This window comes from Intrasporangium sp. (genome assembly GCF_036566125.1).
Classification (GTDB): domain Bacteria; phylum Actinomycetota; class Actinomycetes; order Actinomycetales; family Dermatophilaceae; genus Intrasporangium.
In genome coordinates, this window is the sequence record NZ_DATCWX010000302.1 from 1 (window position 1) to 15600 (window position 15600).

Below are 15600 nucleotides of genomic sequence, written 5' to 3' on the forward strand. Positions count from 1 at the left end.
TGCCGCGCGAGGGGGTGCCGCGCCGGCGGGTGCGGGGCGCACTCGGGCGGCCATGGCCGCCAACGTCAGTGGGGCGGGAGGACGTTCGGATGGCGTGAAGGTGTCGGGCGTCGACCTGGCGACACCGGAGCAGCGGTCGTCTGCGCTGCGCTACACCGCCCCGGGCGAGGACGGTCGGGCCGTCGAGACGGGACAGCAGCCCGTCGAGCGCAAGGCGGACCGTCGCGGCAAGAAGGTCAAGCGGCGCCGACGCTGAACCAGGCTCGAAGGTGAGAAGGGTCCGACCACAGCTGGTTGGACCCTTCCGCGCGTCTTGGGATGGCAGCGCGGCGTGACCGCTGGGCCCTGCCCTGATCGAGTGAACACGTTTCGGGGAGAAATGACCCCAAAGCTGTTCTTTCGATCGGGGAGGGGCGCCGGGCGTCCAGTCAGCCGACGGCCACCTGCGTCATCAGCCACCGGCCGTCGAGGCCCTCGAGGCGGAACGCGAGCGCGCGGACCCGGCCGTGCGAGACCACGACCGCGCAGGCCTCGATCACGCCGTCGGCCGGCTCGCACAGGCGAATCCGACGAACCACAGCGGGGCGGCGGGCTCCGCCGCGCAGTCGGCGACTGGAAACGAGCGCCCGCCGCGCGAGCAGGGAGTACACGGTTGGGCTCGTGTGTCGAATGAGCTGGGTGGCCGGCCGCTGACCCGAGATGACCTCGACGACCGCTTGCGCGATCTTGGCCACGAAGGGCTCGGGCTCGGGAAGATCGCTGGAACGGGTCGGCCGGTGCGCGAACTCGTCATCGACAGCGGGGAAGAAATCGAGCGCCAAAGCCTCTTGGGTGTACGGCGTCGACTCGAACAACCACGCCTCATCCGCGCTGATCCGGCCCGGTTCGGTGTCGGGGATGCGTCGCACGGTGAAGGCCGAACCGGCAGACGACCGGTGAGCCCAGGGCTCCTTGGCCCGTGCGGCGCTCACCGGAGCACCTCGGCGAGCGGTGCCTGCAGCTGCTGACCCGGAACGAGGAGGTCGGGATCGTCACCGATGACGGCGCGGTTGACCTCGTACCAGCGGGGCCACTCGGCGGCGACCTCGGCGTCCGTGGCGCCCGATCCGAGGTGCGCTGTGGCGATCGACCACAGGGTGTCGCCTCGTCGTACGGTGACCGTGTCGCTCGTCGTGCTCGTCGGCCGAAGTGCCGGCTCGAGCAGCCGCGCGTGGTGGGGCTGGATGGCCGCCGTCGGACGGTCCGGCAGCCACCCGGGCCGCGGCGCGGCTGGGGCCGAGCCGACGTCGTCGCTTCTGGTGACCTCCGTGGTGGCCGCCTGGCTGCTCACGGAGTAGCCAGGAGTCGGCGGTGGGACGCCCTGCTGCGGACCGCCGGCGTCTGCGGTGCTCGTGGCGACGGCCACCGGCGCTGGCAGGGCCACGGTGCCGATAGAGGCGCCGAGGGTGAGCGACAGGACCCGGCGTGCGAGATGCGGTGTCAGCAACCGTCCCAGTCGCTGGAAGACCGCTCCCACGACGCCTGGCGCCGAGGAAACGAGGGCGACCAGGACGGTGAGGGTCAGCCAGCCGGTGACCGCTGCCCCGGCCCACGCCAAGGCGGCTCCGAGGACTTCGTCGACGCTCGCAGGGCCCGCAGAGGAGGCCCTCGGCCAGCCGGTGGAGGCCACTCGAGTGAGGCACCAGCTGACGGTGCCGGAGCTGACGGCGATCAGGAGTCCCGCGGCCACCGGCTGCTGCGCGCCGCTAGCCGGGGCCAGGCATGCATTCCTCATAGAGTGGATTTAATGCCGTTTGCCTTCGTTTGGCAATAGTTGGATCAGTTGACTGACGTCGGTAAGGTTGGGGCGTTGGTGTGTCCGGCACTGGATCGGGGGATGCCCAGGTGAGATGGGAACGGCTTTTCGCTGAGCTGGACGCCCGGTTCGACGCCGAGATGAGCCTCGAGCGCGACGCCGAGATCGCTGACAGGACGCGACGCGAGCGGGCGCAGATCCCCCTGTACGGTCGACTCCTCGCCAACGTCGGGCGAGGGACCATCTCCGTCCGACTTCCCGGAGGGCCGGGCCCACGAGTCATCGTCGGCACGCCAAGCGACGTCGGTCCTGACTGGCTGCTGCTCGTCGACACCGCCCACCAGTCAGTCCTGGTGCCGCTTGCGGCGGTGAGGAGCATCACAGGGCTGCACCCCGGAGCACTGGAGGCCAGCCTCGTCGCAAGACGATTCACGCTGGGGGCCGCGCTGCGTGGGGTCAGCCGTGACCGTGCGGCCGTCGATCTCGTGGATGTCGAGGGCCAGGTGCTGACCGGGACGATCGACGCGGTCGGGTCGGACCACCTCGACCTGGCCGAGCACGCGCCCGACGAGCCGCGCCGGGCCCGTCATGTCGTCCGGACGCACGTCATCCCCATCGCTGCGCTCGGCTCTGTCCGTCGCCGCTGATGCAGGTCCTCGTCCTCCGCCGCGTTGCCCGGTTCTGTTGGGTCGTCAGTCGTCCACGGTGCCCCCGAAGGGGTGGGCCTGCACGAACGTGCGCGTTTCGGCGTACATGCGTTGGATGTAGTTCTCGAGCTCGGCGACCTCGACTCGCCACTGGCCACGGCCGCCGATCTTGATGGCCGGCAGCTCGCCAGAGCGCACCAGAGCGTAGGCCTGTGCTGCGGAGATGTTCAGGATCTCCGACACCTCTGCCAGTTGGAGGAACCTTTGGGCCACGATCGCTCCTTTGTTTCATCCCACGGGGCGTGGTCCACCGAGTACGCCACCGAGCACGCCGTCGAGCCACTTATACCCGGCGTGGGGTTGCGTCGCACACAGTCCGTCATCTCGGCCCTGCCCATGGTAGGCAAGCCGTGGACTGGTTGATTCGCTTGTGCACAGTTCGCCACCTCCGGAGGCGGTTTGTGCGCGGGTGCGGCAGGATGTTCCCGCGCGCCGTTCCACGTGACATCAAGGGGGTTCTGACCGCATGGGCGAACTGGCTGTGCCGACGGCAAAGCGGCTGCAGAAGCCGTCCTGGAAGGACAGCCGGCTCTTGGTCGGCGTCATCCTCGTGGTCGCTGCGGGCACCCTCGGGGCCCGGCTGGTCGCGAGTGCCGATGACCGCATGCCCTACTTCGTCGCCGTGGAGAACCTGGTCGCCGGGGAGGCAGTCACCGCCGCCTCCTTCCAGCGCGTCGATGTTGCGCTTGCGGACAGCCTCGGCCGCTATGTCCCGGCAGACGCGCCCGTGCCGGAGGGAAGGATCATGCTGCGTGACATCCTGGCCGGTGAGCTCGTGCCCACCACTGCCCTCGGCTCTCCCGGGGATGTCGATGTGCAGCGCGTGACCGTCCCCGCGGACGGCCAGTCGACCGCCGGACTGGAACGTGGTCAACGCGTGGACCTCTACGTCACGCCTGATTCCAACCGCCATGTGACCGATGCCAGCACCCCGAGGCGCACGTCACGTCTGCTGCAGGCGGTCGCCGTCGTCGACGTGCGGGCTGCCGATGGCGGTTTCGGCGCCACCGCAACGACATCGGTGCAGCTCTATGTGCCGACTGAGCACGTCAGGGCGGTCATCGAGGCGGTGGACCAGGATGCGAAGATCACGCTCGTCCCGGTGAAAGGGCCGTTGAACGGGCCCGTGAATGCGCCGGTGGACGAGGGTGGAGACGCATGACCGACGTCATCACCGGCCTCGGACCCGCGTGGGAGTCAGTGGTCGCCACCACCCTCGAGTCGTCTGCAGATCTCACCGTCACGCGTCGCTGTGCCGATGTCGCCGAACTGCTCTCCGTGGCCGAGGCCGGTCTGGGGCAGTGTGCCGTCGTCAGCGCCGATCTGCATGGCCTCGATCTCGGCCTCGTCCGTCGTCTGAGCCAATGCGGCGTCCTCGTCGTAGGGCTGTACCCGACGGGGGATGACGGCGCCGAAAGACGACTTCGTCAGCTCCGGATCCCTGTCGTTCTACCCGTCGAGGCCAGCGCCGCAGACTTCAGCGCGGCCGTCCGAAACCAGACGCAGGGGCGCACGAGCGGGCGTCCGAACCCGACGGACCTCCCGGACGTCGGGGTGGCAGAGGCCTCGGGACAGCTGCTGGTGCCCGGTCACGTTCCGGATGAGCTGGTGGACAGTGGCCGTGGTCCCAACGGCTACTCCGGGCCGACTCCCGGCTCCGGACCGCCCTCCCCGTCCGGCGCTTCGCCGTTTGACGGTGGCGACGACCGTGGCGACGACGGTGGGTGGCAACCGCGCGGCTCCGGGCCTGAGGTCGCCCCGTCGACGGACTTGTACCAACCGGCCCGTTCGACGATCATCGCGGTCTGGGGGCCCACGGGCGGTCCGGGCCGCACGACGGTCGCGGTGAATCTGGCGGCGGAGATCGCGACCCGCGGCCGGGAGGTCCTCCTTGTCGACGCGGACACCTACGGAGGCAGCGTGGCGCAGGTCCTCGGTCTGCTCGACGAGGCGCCCGGGATCGCGGCCGCTTGCCGGGCCGCGGACCACGGCACGCTGGACCTGCCGGCCCTGGCGCGTCTCGCTCCCGTCGTCATGCCTGGCCTTCGCGTGCTGACCGGACTGCCCAAGGCGGAGCGATGGCCGGAGCTGCGGGCCGCGGCCCTCGAGCGCGTCCTGGAGCTGGGGCGGGGCCTGGCTCCTGTCATCGTCGTCGACTGCGGTTTCTGCATCGAGAACGACGAAGAGCTCAGCTATGACACCGCCGCGCCCAGACGCAACGAGGCGACCCTGACGACGCTCGCCCGGGCCGACACGGTGCTCGCCGTTGGGAACGGGGACCCCGTTGGGCTCCAGCGTTTTGTCCGAGCTCTCCAGGAGCTCGGATCCGTGCCGTCCCCTGCACCCGTGCCCGTGGTCAACCGGGTCCGCAGCTCTGCGGTCGGATCGCGGCCCCAGGAGCGGATCGCCGAGTCCCTGCTGCGTTTCGCAGGCCTGGACGGCCTCCACTTCCTACCCGACGATGCGGCGACCGTCGACGCCGCCGTCCTTGCCGGTCGATCGGTGGTCGAGCACGCGCCGACCTCAGCGGTGGGGTCCGCCTTTGCAGACCTGGCCACGGCGGTCGCGCCCTGGACCCGGACGCGTGTAACGGGTCGTCAGCGCCGGCTCCTTCGGGCGAGGGCCGCCGGGTGACGGCAGATCAGGGAGTGAACAAGATGGTCAGACCCGCGAAGGTGTAGGCAAGCATGATGACCATGAGCGGGATCTGGCCCACGATCGCGGATCGCCGGTCGAGTACCGAGACAGCGCGTTCGTGGGCCGCGAGCACCGCCAGCAGGTGACCCACGACGATGCTGACCGCCTGGATCGTCGCCACCAAAGTGGCCTGGACCAGGGTGTCATCAGGCGTGACACCGGCGGTGCCCAGCAGGTCTGCTCCGGTGCCGAGAGGATCACTGAGCAGCGCCAGCCCGACCGGTGCCTGGTAGACGAACAGCGACCAGTAGTGCGCCACGACGTATCCGCCGGCGATGGGGATGAGTGAGGGGGCGAAATCGGAGACGAAGTGGAATGAGTCTCGAATTCCCTTGCCCGACAGTGCCATTGATGCGGCAGAGGCCAACCATAGCGTCACTGCCACAGCCGCGAAGAACCCGAGCATGGTCGCTGTCTTGAGCACGGAGGCGGGCAGCGCGGAGGTCTGCACGAAGGTCGCCCACGACAGGTTGGCCGAGAACCCGTCATACGCGGTGCTGCCGAGCATGACGGCAACCGTTGCGACGAGTCCGCGCTCGCCATGCAGCTCGTTGATCCCGTGGAGCGGGGTGCGGAGCACCCATCGCCCGTCGTCCCGTCGCCCCAGCGGCGCGAGGGCGCCGAGCAGCGTGGACCAGGCCTCGAACGGGTCGGCACGATCGAACCAGGCGCGGCCGAACAGACCTGCGCCCAGGATCGAGATGAGCAGGTAGCCGAGGATGAGCAGGCGCAGGAAGGACAGGCTGGTGTTCTCGGTGGCGACGAGCTCGACCCAGGTGAAGAGGCCGAGCCCCAGCGCAGCCGGCCACCACCCGGCGCGATAGCGGAAGACCGCGAGGTCGGGGGAGACCCGGGCGAGCCGCAACAGCCCGGTGTGCAGGAGCCGCACCGGGTTGATGACACGCCAGACCGGTCCGAGCAGCATTGACGCGAAAGCGAGGCCGACCCACAGCCACACATAGACGATGTGCGGCACCGGGTTTCGTGCACTGTCCGGGCCGGCAAGGAGGGCGACCAGGGTCCACAGCGTGAGTGCGACCGAGAGCGTCTGAGCCACTCGACGCAGCCAGCGGGAGTCGAGCATCGACGCAAGCTGGCGGGGCAGCATGACCCCTTGGGAACTGCGCAGCCGCGGCTCGCGCCAGAGCACGCCGATCGCCAGGAAGGAAATGAGGAGAGCGGCAAGCGCGCTCACCACGAGCACGCCGAAGGGGAGCGGCAGGTCGCTCCGACTGCCCACCCCGTGGGTGGGCAAGACGCCGAGCATGCCGTATGCCGCTGGGCTCAGCACCGCTCGCCCCTACCGGACCGCTACGGTGAGCAGCGTCAGGGCAGGCTCATGGGTCTCGACCTCGAACACCCCGGACTCGGCGCCGACGAGCCGTACCGTCGTGGGGACACCAGCCTTGAGCTGCTCCTCGATGTCGCCGAAGCCATGTGCGTGCAACTCGTCGTCGTGGTCGATCGTCACGGTCAGGTCGAGCGCCTCACCGATGCGGAGGTCCACCTGCGCCGGCGCCGGCGTCACGGTCGTGCCGGTGACGGTCACGACAAGGGACTTGACGACGGTCGCCGTGGCGTGGCGGCCGGGGGTTGGTTCGTCAGCCGAGCCGCACGCCGCGATGCCGGAGAGTGCCACGAGGCAGACGGCATACGGCAGGACACGATTCAGAGGCATGCTGCGGATCCTACGTGGACCGGTCTGGCAGAGTGTGAGCATGTCAGACCGGCTGACTTCTCTCGACGCGTCCTTCCTGTACCTCGAGCAGCCGACCACGGCCATGCATGTGGGGTCGGTCATGATCTTCCAGCCACCGGGTGAAGGCTTCGACCACGACCAGCTCGTGCGGATCATCGAGAACCGCATCGGAGGGATTCCGCGGTTCCGCCAGAAGGTCCGCGACGTGCCAGGTCGCATCGCCAACCCCGTCTGGGTCGACGACGAGTCGTTCGACATGAGCTACCACGTGCGACGCGCGGGCCTGCCGCGCCCGGGCACCGACCGACAGCTCCAGGACTTCGTCGCACGCGTGCAGCCGCGCAAGCTGGACCGGACGAGGCCGCTGTGGGAGGTGTACTACGTCGAGGGGCTGCAAGGGGGACGCGTCGCCATCGTCACCAAGACACACCACGCCATCATCGACGGAGTCCACGCCCTCGACATCGCTCACGTCATCGTCGACTCGGTCCGCGGTGAAGGCCTCGGCGAGGATCAGGTGCCGTGGGAGCCGAAGGCGCCGCCCTCCTCCGTGGAGCTGCTCACTGGCGCCCTTGTCGACGCGGTGCGGCGTCCGACCCAGGTCGTCGACCAAGTCCGTGGTGGCCTCACCGAAGCCCTCAACGTCGTCCTCAGAGCCGCCGAATCGGCCGGGACCGTGGTGTCGACGGTCGCTCGCACGGCCGCGCGACCCGCGCCGGTATCTCCGCTGAACGCCGAGGTGGGGTCGGCGCGCCGGTGGGTGATGGTGTCGACGGACCTCGAGGACTATCGGGCCGTCCGCAAGCGGCTCGCCAAGGGAGCCTACGCAGAGGACGTGACGATCAACGACGTCGTGCTCGCGACGATCACGGGCGGCTTTCGCAGCTGGCTGCTGGCGCGGGGCGAGCCCGTCCACGGCGGAAGCGTCGTCCGGGCCATGGTGCCGGTCAGCGTTTACGGCGACGACCCCTCCGGCATGTACGCAAACCAGGTCATGGCCTGTGTCGTCAGCCTGCCGGTGGGGGAACCGGGCGCGTCGATGCGACTGCACCAGATCGCGTTCGCCATGCGACAGCAGATGGAAGGTGGACAGGCGGTCGGGGCCACCTCTCTCGCCAACCTGGCGGGTTTTGCGCCGCCGACCCTCCATGCCCTCGGGGCCCGGCTCGGCTCGGCGATGTCGCGGCGCATCTACAACGTCATGATCACCAACGTTCCTGGACCGCAGACTCCCCTCTACGCCGGTGACGCCGAGATGTTGTCCACGTACCCCGTCACTCCGCTCGCGCGAGGCCAGGCCCTGTCCATCGGCATCACGTCCTACAACGGCGGGGTCTACTACGGCCTCAACGCCGATCGTGAGGCGATGCCCGACGTCGACGAGCTCGCCGACTCGATCGTCGTCTCCCTCGCGGAGCTGAGGAGTGGGAGGGAGTCCTGATGCCGGTGATCCGCGTCTACGTGCCGATCGGGAGGCGAGATCTGGACGACCTCGCCGAGAGGGGTGCGCTCGGCGTTGACCGCACGAGCCCGCGGAACGCCTTCGCCGTGACGGAGGAACTCCGCTCTCGTGCAGCTGGACTCGACTTGGAGGACTTGGAGTTCGCCGCCTTCTCGGACGCGGTCGCCGCGTCTGCCGCGGCGCGATCGGAGCCGGGAGACCGACGGGTTGTCGCGTCGGCCGACGCGGACCCGACGTGGGTCCTGGGCGGGGATGGCGGGCCGGTCAGCCGGGTGCGTCTCGTGGCCTCCGTTCCGTTGCGCCGCATCGCGTCATTCCACGTCGACGAGTCGGCCGAAGCCGCGAAGGACGTGGAGGCCGACGACCTGCTGTGGTATGACGCGACCGAGCTCGACGAAGTCCGTTCCCTGCTGGCCTGATGCGGCTGCAGTCTGAGGTGGGAGGGAGTTGGCGGAAGTGAGCGTGGGGGACGAGCTGGTGGCCCAGTTCGATGCCGCCGGCAACCTCGTCGGCGCGTGCCGGCGCTCCGTCATGCGGCGCGACAACCTCTGGCACGCGGCCTCGTCGATCGTCGTGCGAGGGCCGGCCGACGGCGTGTACCTCCATCGCCGAACCCTCTCGAAGGACGTCTTCCCCGGCCTGCTCGACTTCGCCGCCGGTGGTGTCGTCCTCGCGGACGAGGACCCAGCTGTGGGAGCCCTCCGCGAGCTCGACGAGGAGCTGGGCGTGCATGGCGCGGACCTGGTGCCACTCGGTGTCGTGACGTATGCCGACGACCACACGAGGTACCACGCCCACCGGTTCTTCACGACCTGGGACGGAGCGATCCGCTGGCAGCCCGAGGAGGTTGCCTGGGGCGACTGGGTCCCGCTCCGGGACCTCGTGAGCCGCGTCGACCGCGAGCCGGGGACCTTCGTGCCCGACAGCGTCGCCGTCTGGCTCTCGGTGCTTCGCCGCTGGGGGACGGGCACGACAGGATGAGCTGGCCCGGTCAAACCCTTGCCAGATGACGAACGGTCGTGCTTTTATTGGGCCCATGGGCAAGGGTGAGGAGACGAAGGCGGCGATCCTCGACGAGGCGAGCGACCTGGCGTCGCGGCTCGGCCTCGGCGGCCTCACCATCGGCACGCTGGCCACCGCGAGCAAGCTCTCGAAGAGCGGTCTCTACGCCCACTTCACATCGAAGGAGTCGCTCCAGGTCGAGGTGCTCCAGTATGCCCGCGATCAGTTCACCGACCACGTCATGCGGCCGACGGTGAAGGCACCCAGGGGAGAGCCGCGTTTCCGGGCTTTCTTCGAGAACTGGCTCGCCTGGCAGGTCGGCAGGTTCGCGGGCGGGTGCATCTTCGTCGACGCCGCGAGCGAGTTCGACGATCAAGAGGGGCCGGTTCGAGATGAGTTGGTCCGTGCCGAGCGCGACAAGCTCGAGTCCGTGGCCCTCGTGGTCGGCACGGCGATTGCCGAGGGTCACTTCCGACCGGACGTCGACGCGGCACAGGTCGCCTATGAGCTCGAGGGCATCCTGCTTGCTCACCACCACGCTCGTCGCCTGATGCGCGACCCGATGGCCAGCGAGCACGCCCGTCGTGCCTTCGAGCGTCTGCTCGAGTCCTGTCGACCCAACCCCGCCTGACGGGCGGACCCTCCACACCGACCGCTTCCACGGCGGTCCCACCCCGAGAAGGAATCAGCTCATGGCTCAGCCATCAGGGAAGAAAAGCACGATCGATCGTTCAATTGTTCATAGTGCCTCCTCTACTGCCTTCGCCATCGCAGACGTGGTGGCACCGCGGCTCGCCGCGGCTTGGGCCTACCACCTCTGGTTCGAGCTCCCACCCCCCGCGCGAACCGTTCAGACGGATCCGGATGGGATCGTCGAGCTCCTCGGCAGCCCCTTCGAGACGAAGCTCCGCGGTCGGACCATCCGGGGCTGGACCTACGGGGAGGGCCCGGTCGTCTACCTCGTCCACGGATGGAGTGGACACGCGGAGCAGCTGGGCCCCCTGGTCCGACACCTGCTTGCACAGGGTCTCAAGGTCGTCGCGTTCGACGGCCTGAGTCATGGACGCTCGGACGCGGGAGTGCACGGATCGGGATCGAGTGATGCCGTCGAGCTCGGCCGCTCACTCGACGCGGTCGCTGCAAGGTTCGGCCCCGCCCGTGCCGTCGTGGCCCACTCCATGGGTGCGCTCGCTGCACTTCTCGCGCTTCGTGACGGATGGCTCGCCACCGAACGACTCGTGCTCATCGCCCCGGTCGAAGGAGTGCCGGACTTCCTCGCACGGTTCCGCTCCCAGCTGCGCTTCGGCCGGCGGACGGAGCGACGTCTCATCACCCGCGCCGAGCAGCGCACGGGCTACGCGGTGACGGACCTGGTCGTGTCCCGGCTCAGCGAGCAGCTCGAGTCGCGGCCTGAGCTGCTCGTCATCCACGACCTGGGTGATCGGGAAACTCCGCACGAGCCCTCGGCTCGCCTCGTCTCGGGCTGGCCTGGCGCCGAGCTCTACTCGACCGTTGGCCTGGGGCACCGTCGTGTTCTCGCGGACGCTGCTGTCGGCGGCACTGTGGCCCGTTTCGCCGCCCGGCTGCCGGTCGAGCCCTCGCTCCACGCAGGCGACGTGCCCCTGCCGTTGCCCCAGTTCGAGCCGCGGGAGAGCAGCGTGGCCTGAGCCGGCCGTTCCAGCCAGTGAACGCGGCGGCGGCAACGCTCCGTTCACCTTGTTACCGTGCGGTCATGGACTTCACCGCTGACGAATACGTCCGTCGGGACGCCGACCGCCTCCGCGCGGTGCTGGCCGGCCCGCCGGTGACGTGGACCTTCATCGGGGACAGCATCACGCAGGGCGTCGCGCACACGCACGGCTGGCGCAACTATGTGGAGCTCTTCGCCGAGCGGGTGCGGGGCGAGCTCGACCGACGCGGCGACGCAGTCATCAACTCCGGCGTGTCTGGCAGCACGACCCAAGACCTTCTCGCTGAGTTTCACTGGCGGGCAGGACGGTTCGCCCCTGACGTTCTCTTCGTCATGTTCGGCACCAATGACATGACCGACGACGAGGAAGGTGTGCGTGGCTTCCGCTTCCGGCTCGACCAGATCATCCAGCGGGGCCGGGACGTCGGTGCCACCGTGGTTCTCCAGACCCCGCCCCCGGTGCGCGCCGAGGGTGCACGGACCCCTGACCTGATGGCGCAGTACGCCGCGACGGTTCGGGACGTGGCCGAGGGGCTTGGTGTCGTCCTCGTGGACCACGCCGATGCATGGTCTCGCGTCGCGAAGGAAGCCGGCGACGACATTGCGCCGGACGGCTGGCTTGACGACGCGGTCCATCCCGGCCCCCGGGGGCACCGCGCCATGGTTCGCACCCTCCTGGAGGTCCTCGACCTGGCCGATCCCACCAGCGCTGTCTATGCGCTCGGCGACGACGTAAAGGTCTCCCCGCGAGCCTGAGGAGCCCCGCCTGTCCGCGAACCCGACCCGGGCGTGAGGGGGCTCTGAGCGCAGGCAAGCACAGCGGCATACGGCGTCATCGACGATCGGAACGGAGGTCGGGGAGCGATCAGGGTGTGGTCAGGGTCGTCCTCCATGGCGGGGGTGAGCCCCTCCCCACAGACTGGGCGTATGAGCTACCCGTACCAACCTGATCCCTCCCGCGACACGGTTGCCGTCCACGACGACGAGCGCACCGGGGCGGTCCTCGGCCACATCTCGACCATCGTCGCCGCCGTCCTCTCCGTCGGCTGGCTCTCCTTCCTCGGCCCGCTGCTCATCTGGGCCATCTACAAGGACAAGAGCGCCTTCGTCCGGCAGTCCGCCGCGGGCGCCTTCAACTTCAACCTGCTGATCTGGGCCATGACCATCGTCGGCTGGATCTTCTTCATCACCCTCATCGGCATCCCGATCGCCATCATCCTCTGGATCATCGCCTTCGCCGCCAGCATCTACTGCCACGTCAGGGGCGCGATCCTGGCGAGCCGAGGCCAGCTGTACCGCTATCCCTGGGGCATCCCGGTCCTGCGCTGAACACACACCTGCTCCTCCCGAGCGGACCGTGGAACGATGGGGTGGTCGCCCACGAAGCGACCACCCCATCGCCGTGCCACGGAGCCGGCGCACAGCAGAGCAGGAGTCTCGATGGACGCAGTGACCCACGTGCCAGCACCCGTCAACGAACCGGTGCTCGACTACGCGCCCGGTTCGCCGGAACGCGCCGCGCTCGAGGCCGCATTGGCCGAGCTCGGCTCGACCCAGGTCGACCTGCCCCATGTCATCGGTGGAGAGCGCGTCATGGGCCCCGGCGACGAGATCGCCGTGCGACAGCCGCACGCCCACGCCAAGGTCCTCGGCACGATGCGCAACGCGACGACCGACGACGGCGCGAAGGCCGTCGAGGCGGCGAAGGCGGCGGCGCCCGAGTGGCGCGCCCTCACGTTCGACGACCGCGCTGCCGTCCTGCTCAAGGCGGCCGAGCTCCTCTCTGGGCCGTGGCGCGCCCGCCTCAACGCGGCAACCATGCTCGGCCAGAGCAAGACGGCCTACCAGGCCGAGATCGACGCGGCCTGCGAGCTCATCGACTTCTGGCGGATCAACGTCCACTTCGCGCGCCAGATCCTCGAGCAGCAGCCGCCGCTGAACAGCAAGGGTGTCTGGAACCGCTCGGACTACCGGTCGCTCGAAGGCTTCGTCTACGCGATCACGCCGTTCAACTTCACCGCCATCGCGGGCAACCTCCCGACCGCTCCGGCCCTGATGGGCAACACCGTCGTGTGGAAGCCCGCCGTGACCCAGCAGCGCGCCGCCAGCCTCATCATGGAGCTGCTCGAGGCGGCCGGCCTGCCACCCGGGGTCATCAACATGGTGACCGGTCACGGAGCGGAGGTCTCCAAGGTCGCCCTCACCGACGAGGACCTCGCCGGCATCCATTTCACCGGCTCGACGCCGACGTTCAAGCACCTCTGGAAGGAGGTCGGGACCAACCTCGACCGCTACCGCACCTACCCCCGACTCGTCGGCGAGACGGGCGGCAAGGACTTCATCGTGGCGCACCCCTCCGCAGACCCGGCGGTGCTGCGGACCGCGATGATCCGCGGTGCGTTCGAGTACCAGGGACAGAAGTGCTCAGCGGCGTCGCGCGCCTACGTGCCCGCGACGGTGTGGAAGCAGGTCCGCGACGAGATGATCGACCTGACCAACGGGCTGGCGCAGGGCGACGTCACCGACCTGTCGAACTTCATGGGGGCCGTCATCGACGAGCGCGCGTACGCCAAGCACAAGGAGGCGATCGACCGGGCCCGCGCGACCAACGGCATCGAGGTCCTCGCCGGTGGCACGTACGACGACTCGGTCGGGTACTTCATCCGCCCGACGATCCTCGAGATCAGCAACGCCACGGACGAGTCGTTCCGCACCGAGTACTTCGGGCCGATCCTGTCGGTCCACGTCTACGAGGACGGCGACTACGACGGCGCGCTGGACCAGATGGAGCGGTTCTCCCCGTATGGCCTGACCGGCTCGATCATCGCCCAGGACCGTCGCGCGATCGCGGAGGCCACCGACCGCCTGCGCTTCGCGGCCGGCAACTTCTACATCAACGACAAGCCGACGGGAGCGGTTGTGGGGCAACAGCCCTTCGGCGGTGGGCGCGCCTCGGGGACGAACGACAAGGCCGGCGCGGCCCAGAACCTGCTTCGCTGGACGAGCGTGCGCTCGATCAAGGAGACGTTCGTGCCGCCGACGAACCACATCTACCCGCACATGCGCTGACTGGGAGAACCAGCCTCGGCCGCAGCCCCCAACTGTCAGGCGCCCTCGGCGAGCCAGCGGCGGCCGGTCTCGTGCTCGCTGCGGAGCGCCTTGATGAAGGCGGGGGCGGCGGCCTTCTCGATCCGTCCGCCGATGAGTGGAATGTGCGCCTTGAGATCGCCGCTGATGTTGAGGTTGGTGCCTTGCTGGACCGGCTCGAGGTGGACGGTGCCCCGCATGGCCACAGGGGCTCCGGCGGCCTCGACCGTGAGGGTGCCCTCTCGTGAGCCGTCGGCTCGCGGCGCGTCCCACTGGTACGTCTCGGTGATGGAGAGTCGCGCTCCGACAATCGACTTGACGAAGTCCGGCAGGCCATCGGTGGACAGATCACGCCGGGTCCGGACGAGTGCACCGGCGCCGTTCTGCCGCACGGCCACATCGTGCTGAAGTGCCCCCGAGTCGGCACACTTGCGCTCCTGGAACTCGGGGTTGGTCTTCATCGCGTACACAACCTCCACCGGCGCGTGGTAGGTGACCGTCTCAGTGATCCGCATGAGCCAACGCTAGAGCAACCGTGAGGCGGCGAGGTGGCGAGCCGGTCAGGACCCGAGGCGCGCCCGCTCGCTCAAGGCCGCGAGTGCAGGACCGGAGCGGCCGAGCTCGCGGGCTATGCGGGCGAGTTCCTTCCCCTCTGCGGCACTGACTCGGTTGAGCAGTTCCTGCAGCCGCTCCCGTTCTCGCAGTCGGTCCACCGGATCGACCCGGCTCGGCCCCCGGGCCTCGACGACGACGCTGCCCTCGATCACCAGGTCGCTCCGGGCGGCATTGTCGGCCAACGCCCGGATGCGAGCCGCACCGGCCAGCACCGTGGCGGTGAACGACTGGAGGGCCGCTCCGACTGCGTCGAGCTGACGCGCGGTGCTGCTCAGCAGCTCGCGCTCTCGGACCGAGAGGTCCATCCGTCCACTGCGTCTCGCGCGCTCTGCCGCCTCCGTGAGGTCGACGACGAGGTCGGTGAGGGTGATGGCCTGCTGGCGAAGGGCTCCGCCGAGCGCCGACGTCGAGCCAGGATCTCCCAACCCCATCATGATCGGTCCGGGTCAGGCCCGCCGGATGCACCGGGAGGCCACGGACGCGCCAGCGAGGCGGTCGGACTGCGGTGGATGCGTGGATCGTCAGTGGGCTGGGGCCTGGTCACGTCGAGCAGCCTCTCCTCGATGGCATCGGACAACGCCCGCAGCGTGTCTGCTGCCTGCTCGACCCAGGTGTCCAGCTGGCGCTGGGTGCCGATGTCGCCGAGATCCGGCAGATGGGTCAGCAGGTCGTCGGCGAGGTCTCGGGTGACGCGCCGGGCACGCGTCAGCGCGCGCAGGGTCGCCGGATCGACCGGCCCATCCGCGGTCGCGGCATCGGTCCCGTACCCCGTCATGGGACCACCCTATTGACTGGGCCGGGCATGCCGCGGTGGTTCTCCACCGGTCCGGTGGGCCTGTTCGGGGC

At 69.3% G+C, this 15600-nt stretch carries 20 protein-coding genes; 12 read left to right on the plus strand and 8 right to left on the minus strand.

Annotated elements, in window-relative coordinates; all coding sequences use genetic code 11:
• On the plus strand, window positions 1–256 hold a 256-nt coding region (locus VIR15_RS18070), incomplete at its 5' end, for a hypothetical protein (RefSeq protein WP_331930294.1).
• A 172-nt stretch (window positions 257–428) separates the two neighbouring features.
• Here the strand turns inward: VIR15_RS18070 and VIR15_RS18075 are convergent.
• Both VIR15_RS18075 and VIR15_RS18080 read right to left on the minus strand, forming a co-directional pair.
• On the minus strand, window positions 429–971 hold the full coding sequence (locus VIR15_RS18075) for an Rv3235 family protein (RefSeq protein ID WP_331930296.1): 543 nt from the start codon (window positions 969–971) through the stop codon (window positions 429–431).
• Window positions 968–1729, minus strand: coding sequence for a LysM peptidoglycan-binding domain-containing protein (locus VIR15_RS18080; RefSeq protein WP_331930298.1), 762 nt, complete (start codon window positions 1727–1729; stop codon window positions 968–970). The genes VIR15_RS18075 and VIR15_RS18080 overlap by 4 nt, the downstream gene beginning before the upstream one ends.
• 155 nt (window positions 1730–1884) lie before the next feature.
• Here VIR15_RS18080 and VIR15_RS18085 point away from each other — a divergent pair, with 155 nt between their 5' ends.
• Window positions 1885–2442, plus strand: coding sequence for a hypothetical protein (locus VIR15_RS18085; protein WP_331930300.1), 558 nt, complete (start codon window positions 1885–1887; stop codon window positions 2440–2442).
• Window positions 2443–2487: 45 nt separating this feature from the next.
• On the opposite strand, the gene VIR15_RS18090 is transcribed toward VIR15_RS18085, so the two are convergent.
• Window positions 2488–2715 carry a helix-turn-helix domain-containing protein gene (locus tag VIR15_RS18090; protein WP_331930302.1) on the minus strand — a complete coding sequence of 76 codons (228 nt, stop codon included), beginning with the start codon at window positions 2713–2715 and terminating at the stop codon, window positions 2488–2490.
• Window positions 2716–2968: 253 nt separating this feature from the next.
• Between VIR15_RS18090 and VIR15_RS18095 the strand changes: the two genes are divergently transcribed.
• Window positions 2969–3664 carry a CpaB family protein gene (locus VIR15_RS18095; RefSeq protein ID WP_331930304.1) on the plus strand — a complete coding sequence of 232 codons (696 nt, stop codon included), beginning with the start codon at window positions 2969–2971 and terminating at the stop codon, window positions 3662–3664.
• Window positions 3661–5136, plus strand: coding sequence for a CpaE/TadZ family protein (locus VIR15_RS18100; RefSeq protein WP_331930306.1), 1476 nt, complete (start codon window positions 3661–3663; stop codon window positions 5134–5136). The genes VIR15_RS18095 and VIR15_RS18100 overlap by 4 nt, the downstream gene beginning before the upstream one ends.
• Before the next feature lie 7 nt (window positions 5137–5143).
• Here the strand turns inward: VIR15_RS18100 and VIR15_RS18105 are convergent, their stop codons facing one another.
• Window positions 5144–6490: a hypothetical protein gene (locus VIR15_RS18105; protein ID WP_331930308.1), complete on the minus strand. Its 1347-nt coding sequence runs from the start codon at window positions 6488–6490 to the stop codon at window positions 5144–5146.
• A 9-nt stretch (window positions 6491–6499) separates the two neighbouring features.
• Window positions 6500–6877: a hypothetical protein gene (locus VIR15_RS18110; RefSeq protein ID WP_331930310.1), complete on the minus strand. Its 378-nt coding sequence runs from the start codon at window positions 6875–6877 to the stop codon at window positions 6500–6502.
• A gap of 40 nt (window positions 6878–6917) precedes the next feature.
• Between VIR15_RS18110 and VIR15_RS18115 the strand changes: the two genes are divergently transcribed.
• The 8 genes from VIR15_RS18115 (at window position 6918) to pruA (ending at window position 14121) form a co-directional block, all read left to right on the plus strand.
• Window positions 6918–8339, plus strand: coding sequence for a WS/DGAT/MGAT family O-acyltransferase (locus VIR15_RS18115; RefSeq protein ID WP_331930312.1), 1422 nt, complete (start codon window positions 6918–6920; stop codon window positions 8337–8339).
• Window positions 8339–8779 carry a DUF6912 family protein gene (locus VIR15_RS18120; RefSeq protein WP_331930314.1) on the plus strand — a complete coding sequence of 147 codons (441 nt, stop codon included), beginning with the start codon at window positions 8339–8341 and terminating at the stop codon, window positions 8777–8779. Before VIR15_RS18115 ends, VIR15_RS18120 begins: the two co-directional genes overlap by 1 nt.
• A gap of 37 nt (window positions 8780–8816) precedes the next feature.
• Window positions 8817–9341: an NUDIX hydrolase gene (locus VIR15_RS18125; RefSeq protein ID WP_331930316.1), complete on the plus strand. Its 525-nt coding sequence runs from the start codon at window positions 8817–8819 to the stop codon at window positions 9339–9341.
• A 55-nt stretch (window positions 9342–9396) separates the two neighbouring features.
• Entirely contained in the window at window positions 9397–9993 is a 597-nt protein-coding gene (locus VIR15_RS18130) for a TetR/AcrR family transcriptional regulator (protein ID WP_331930318.1), read from the plus strand.
• A 145-nt stretch (window positions 9994–10138) separates the two neighbouring features.
• Window positions 10139–11029, plus strand: a complete 891-nt coding sequence (locus VIR15_RS18135) for an alpha/beta fold hydrolase (RefSeq protein WP_331930320.1) — start codon at window positions 10139–10141, stop codon at window positions 11027–11029.
• Between the two features lie 65 nt (window positions 11030–11094).
• On the plus strand, window positions 11095–11808 hold the full coding sequence (locus VIR15_RS18140; protein ID WP_331930322.1) for an SGNH/GDSL hydrolase family protein: 714 nt from the start codon (window positions 11095–11097) through the stop codon (window positions 11806–11808).
• A gap of 171 nt (window positions 11809–11979) precedes the next feature.
• Window positions 11980–12381: a DUF4870 domain-containing protein gene (locus tag VIR15_RS18145; RefSeq protein ID WP_331930324.1), complete on the plus strand. Its 402-nt coding sequence runs from the start codon at window positions 11980–11982 to the stop codon at window positions 12379–12381.
• A 111-nt stretch (window positions 12382–12492) separates the two neighbouring features.
• Window positions 12493–14121 carry an L-glutamate gamma-semialdehyde dehydrogenase gene (pruA, locus tag VIR15_RS18150; protein ID WP_331930326.1) on the plus strand — a complete coding sequence of 543 codons (1629 nt, stop codon included), beginning with the start codon at window positions 12493–12495 and terminating at the stop codon, window positions 14119–14121.
• A gap of 35 nt (window positions 14122–14156) precedes the next feature.
• Here pruA and VIR15_RS18155 read toward each other — a convergent pair whose 3' ends face one another.
• From VIR15_RS18155 to VIR15_RS18165, 3 genes are read right to left on the minus strand one after another with little or no spacing between them, the layout of a single operon-like run.
• On the minus strand, window positions 14157–14654 hold the full coding sequence (locus VIR15_RS18155; protein ID WP_331930328.1) for a DUF2505 domain-containing protein: 498 nt from the start codon (window positions 14652–14654) through the stop codon (window positions 14157–14159).
• Window positions 14655–14699: 45 nt separating this feature from the next.
• Window positions 14700–15185: a hypothetical protein gene (locus VIR15_RS18160; protein WP_331930352.1), complete on the minus strand. Its 486-nt coding sequence runs from the start codon at window positions 15183–15185 to the stop codon at window positions 14700–14702.
• Window positions 15185–15529: a hypothetical protein gene (locus tag VIR15_RS18165; RefSeq protein WP_331930330.1), complete on the minus strand. Its 345-nt coding sequence runs from the start codon at window positions 15527–15529 to the stop codon at window positions 15185–15187. Before VIR15_RS18165 ends, VIR15_RS18160 begins: the two co-directional genes overlap by 1 nt.
• Between the last annotated feature and the right edge of the window lie 71 nt (window positions 15530–15600).

Coding starts and splice junctions, on each gene's coding strand:
- VIR15_RS18095 (WP_331930304.1), top strand. CDS start 2,969: ATGGGCGAACTGGCTGTGCCGACGGCAAAGCGGCTGCAGAAGCCGTCC.
- VIR15_RS18100 (WP_331930306.1), top strand. CDS start 3,661: ATGACCGACGTCATCACCGGCCTCGGACCCGCGTGGGAGTCAGTGGTC.
- VIR15_RS18110 (WP_331930310.1), bottom strand. CDS start 6,877: ATGCCTCTGAATCGTGTCCTGCCGTATGCCGTCTGCCTCGTGGCACTC.
- VIR15_RS18115 (WP_331930312.1), top strand. CDS start 6,918: ATGTCAGACCGGCTGACTTCTCTCGACGCGTCCTTCCTGTACCTCGAG.
- VIR15_RS18120 (WP_331930314.1), top strand. CDS start 8,339: ATGCCGGTGATCCGCGTCTACGTGCCGATCGGGAGGCGAGATCTGGAC.
- VIR15_RS18130 (WP_331930318.1), top strand. CDS start 9,397: ATGGGCAAGGGTGAGGAGACGAAGGCGGCGATCCTCGACGAGGCGAGC.
- VIR15_RS18140 (WP_331930322.1), top strand. CDS start 11,095: ATGGACTTCACCGCTGACGAATACGTCCGTCGGGACGCCGACCGCCTC.
- VIR15_RS18145 (WP_331930324.1), top strand. CDS start 11,980: ATGAGCTACCCGTACCAACCTGATCCCTCCCGCGACACGGTTGCCGTC.
- pruA (WP_331930326.1), top strand. CDS start 12,493: ATGGACGCAGTGACCCACGTGCCAGCACCCGTCAACGAACCGGTGCTC.
- VIR15_RS18155 (WP_331930328.1), bottom strand. CDS start 14,654: ATGCGGATCACTGAGACGGTCACCTACCACGCGCCGGTGGAGGTTGTG.
- VIR15_RS18160 (WP_331930352.1), bottom strand. CDS start 15,185: ATGGGGTTGGGAGATCCTGGCTCGACGTCGGCGCTCGGCGGAGCCCTT.
- VIR15_RS18165 (WP_331930330.1), bottom strand. CDS start 15,529: ATGACGGGGTACGGGACCGATGCCGCGACCGCGGATGGGCCGGTCGAT.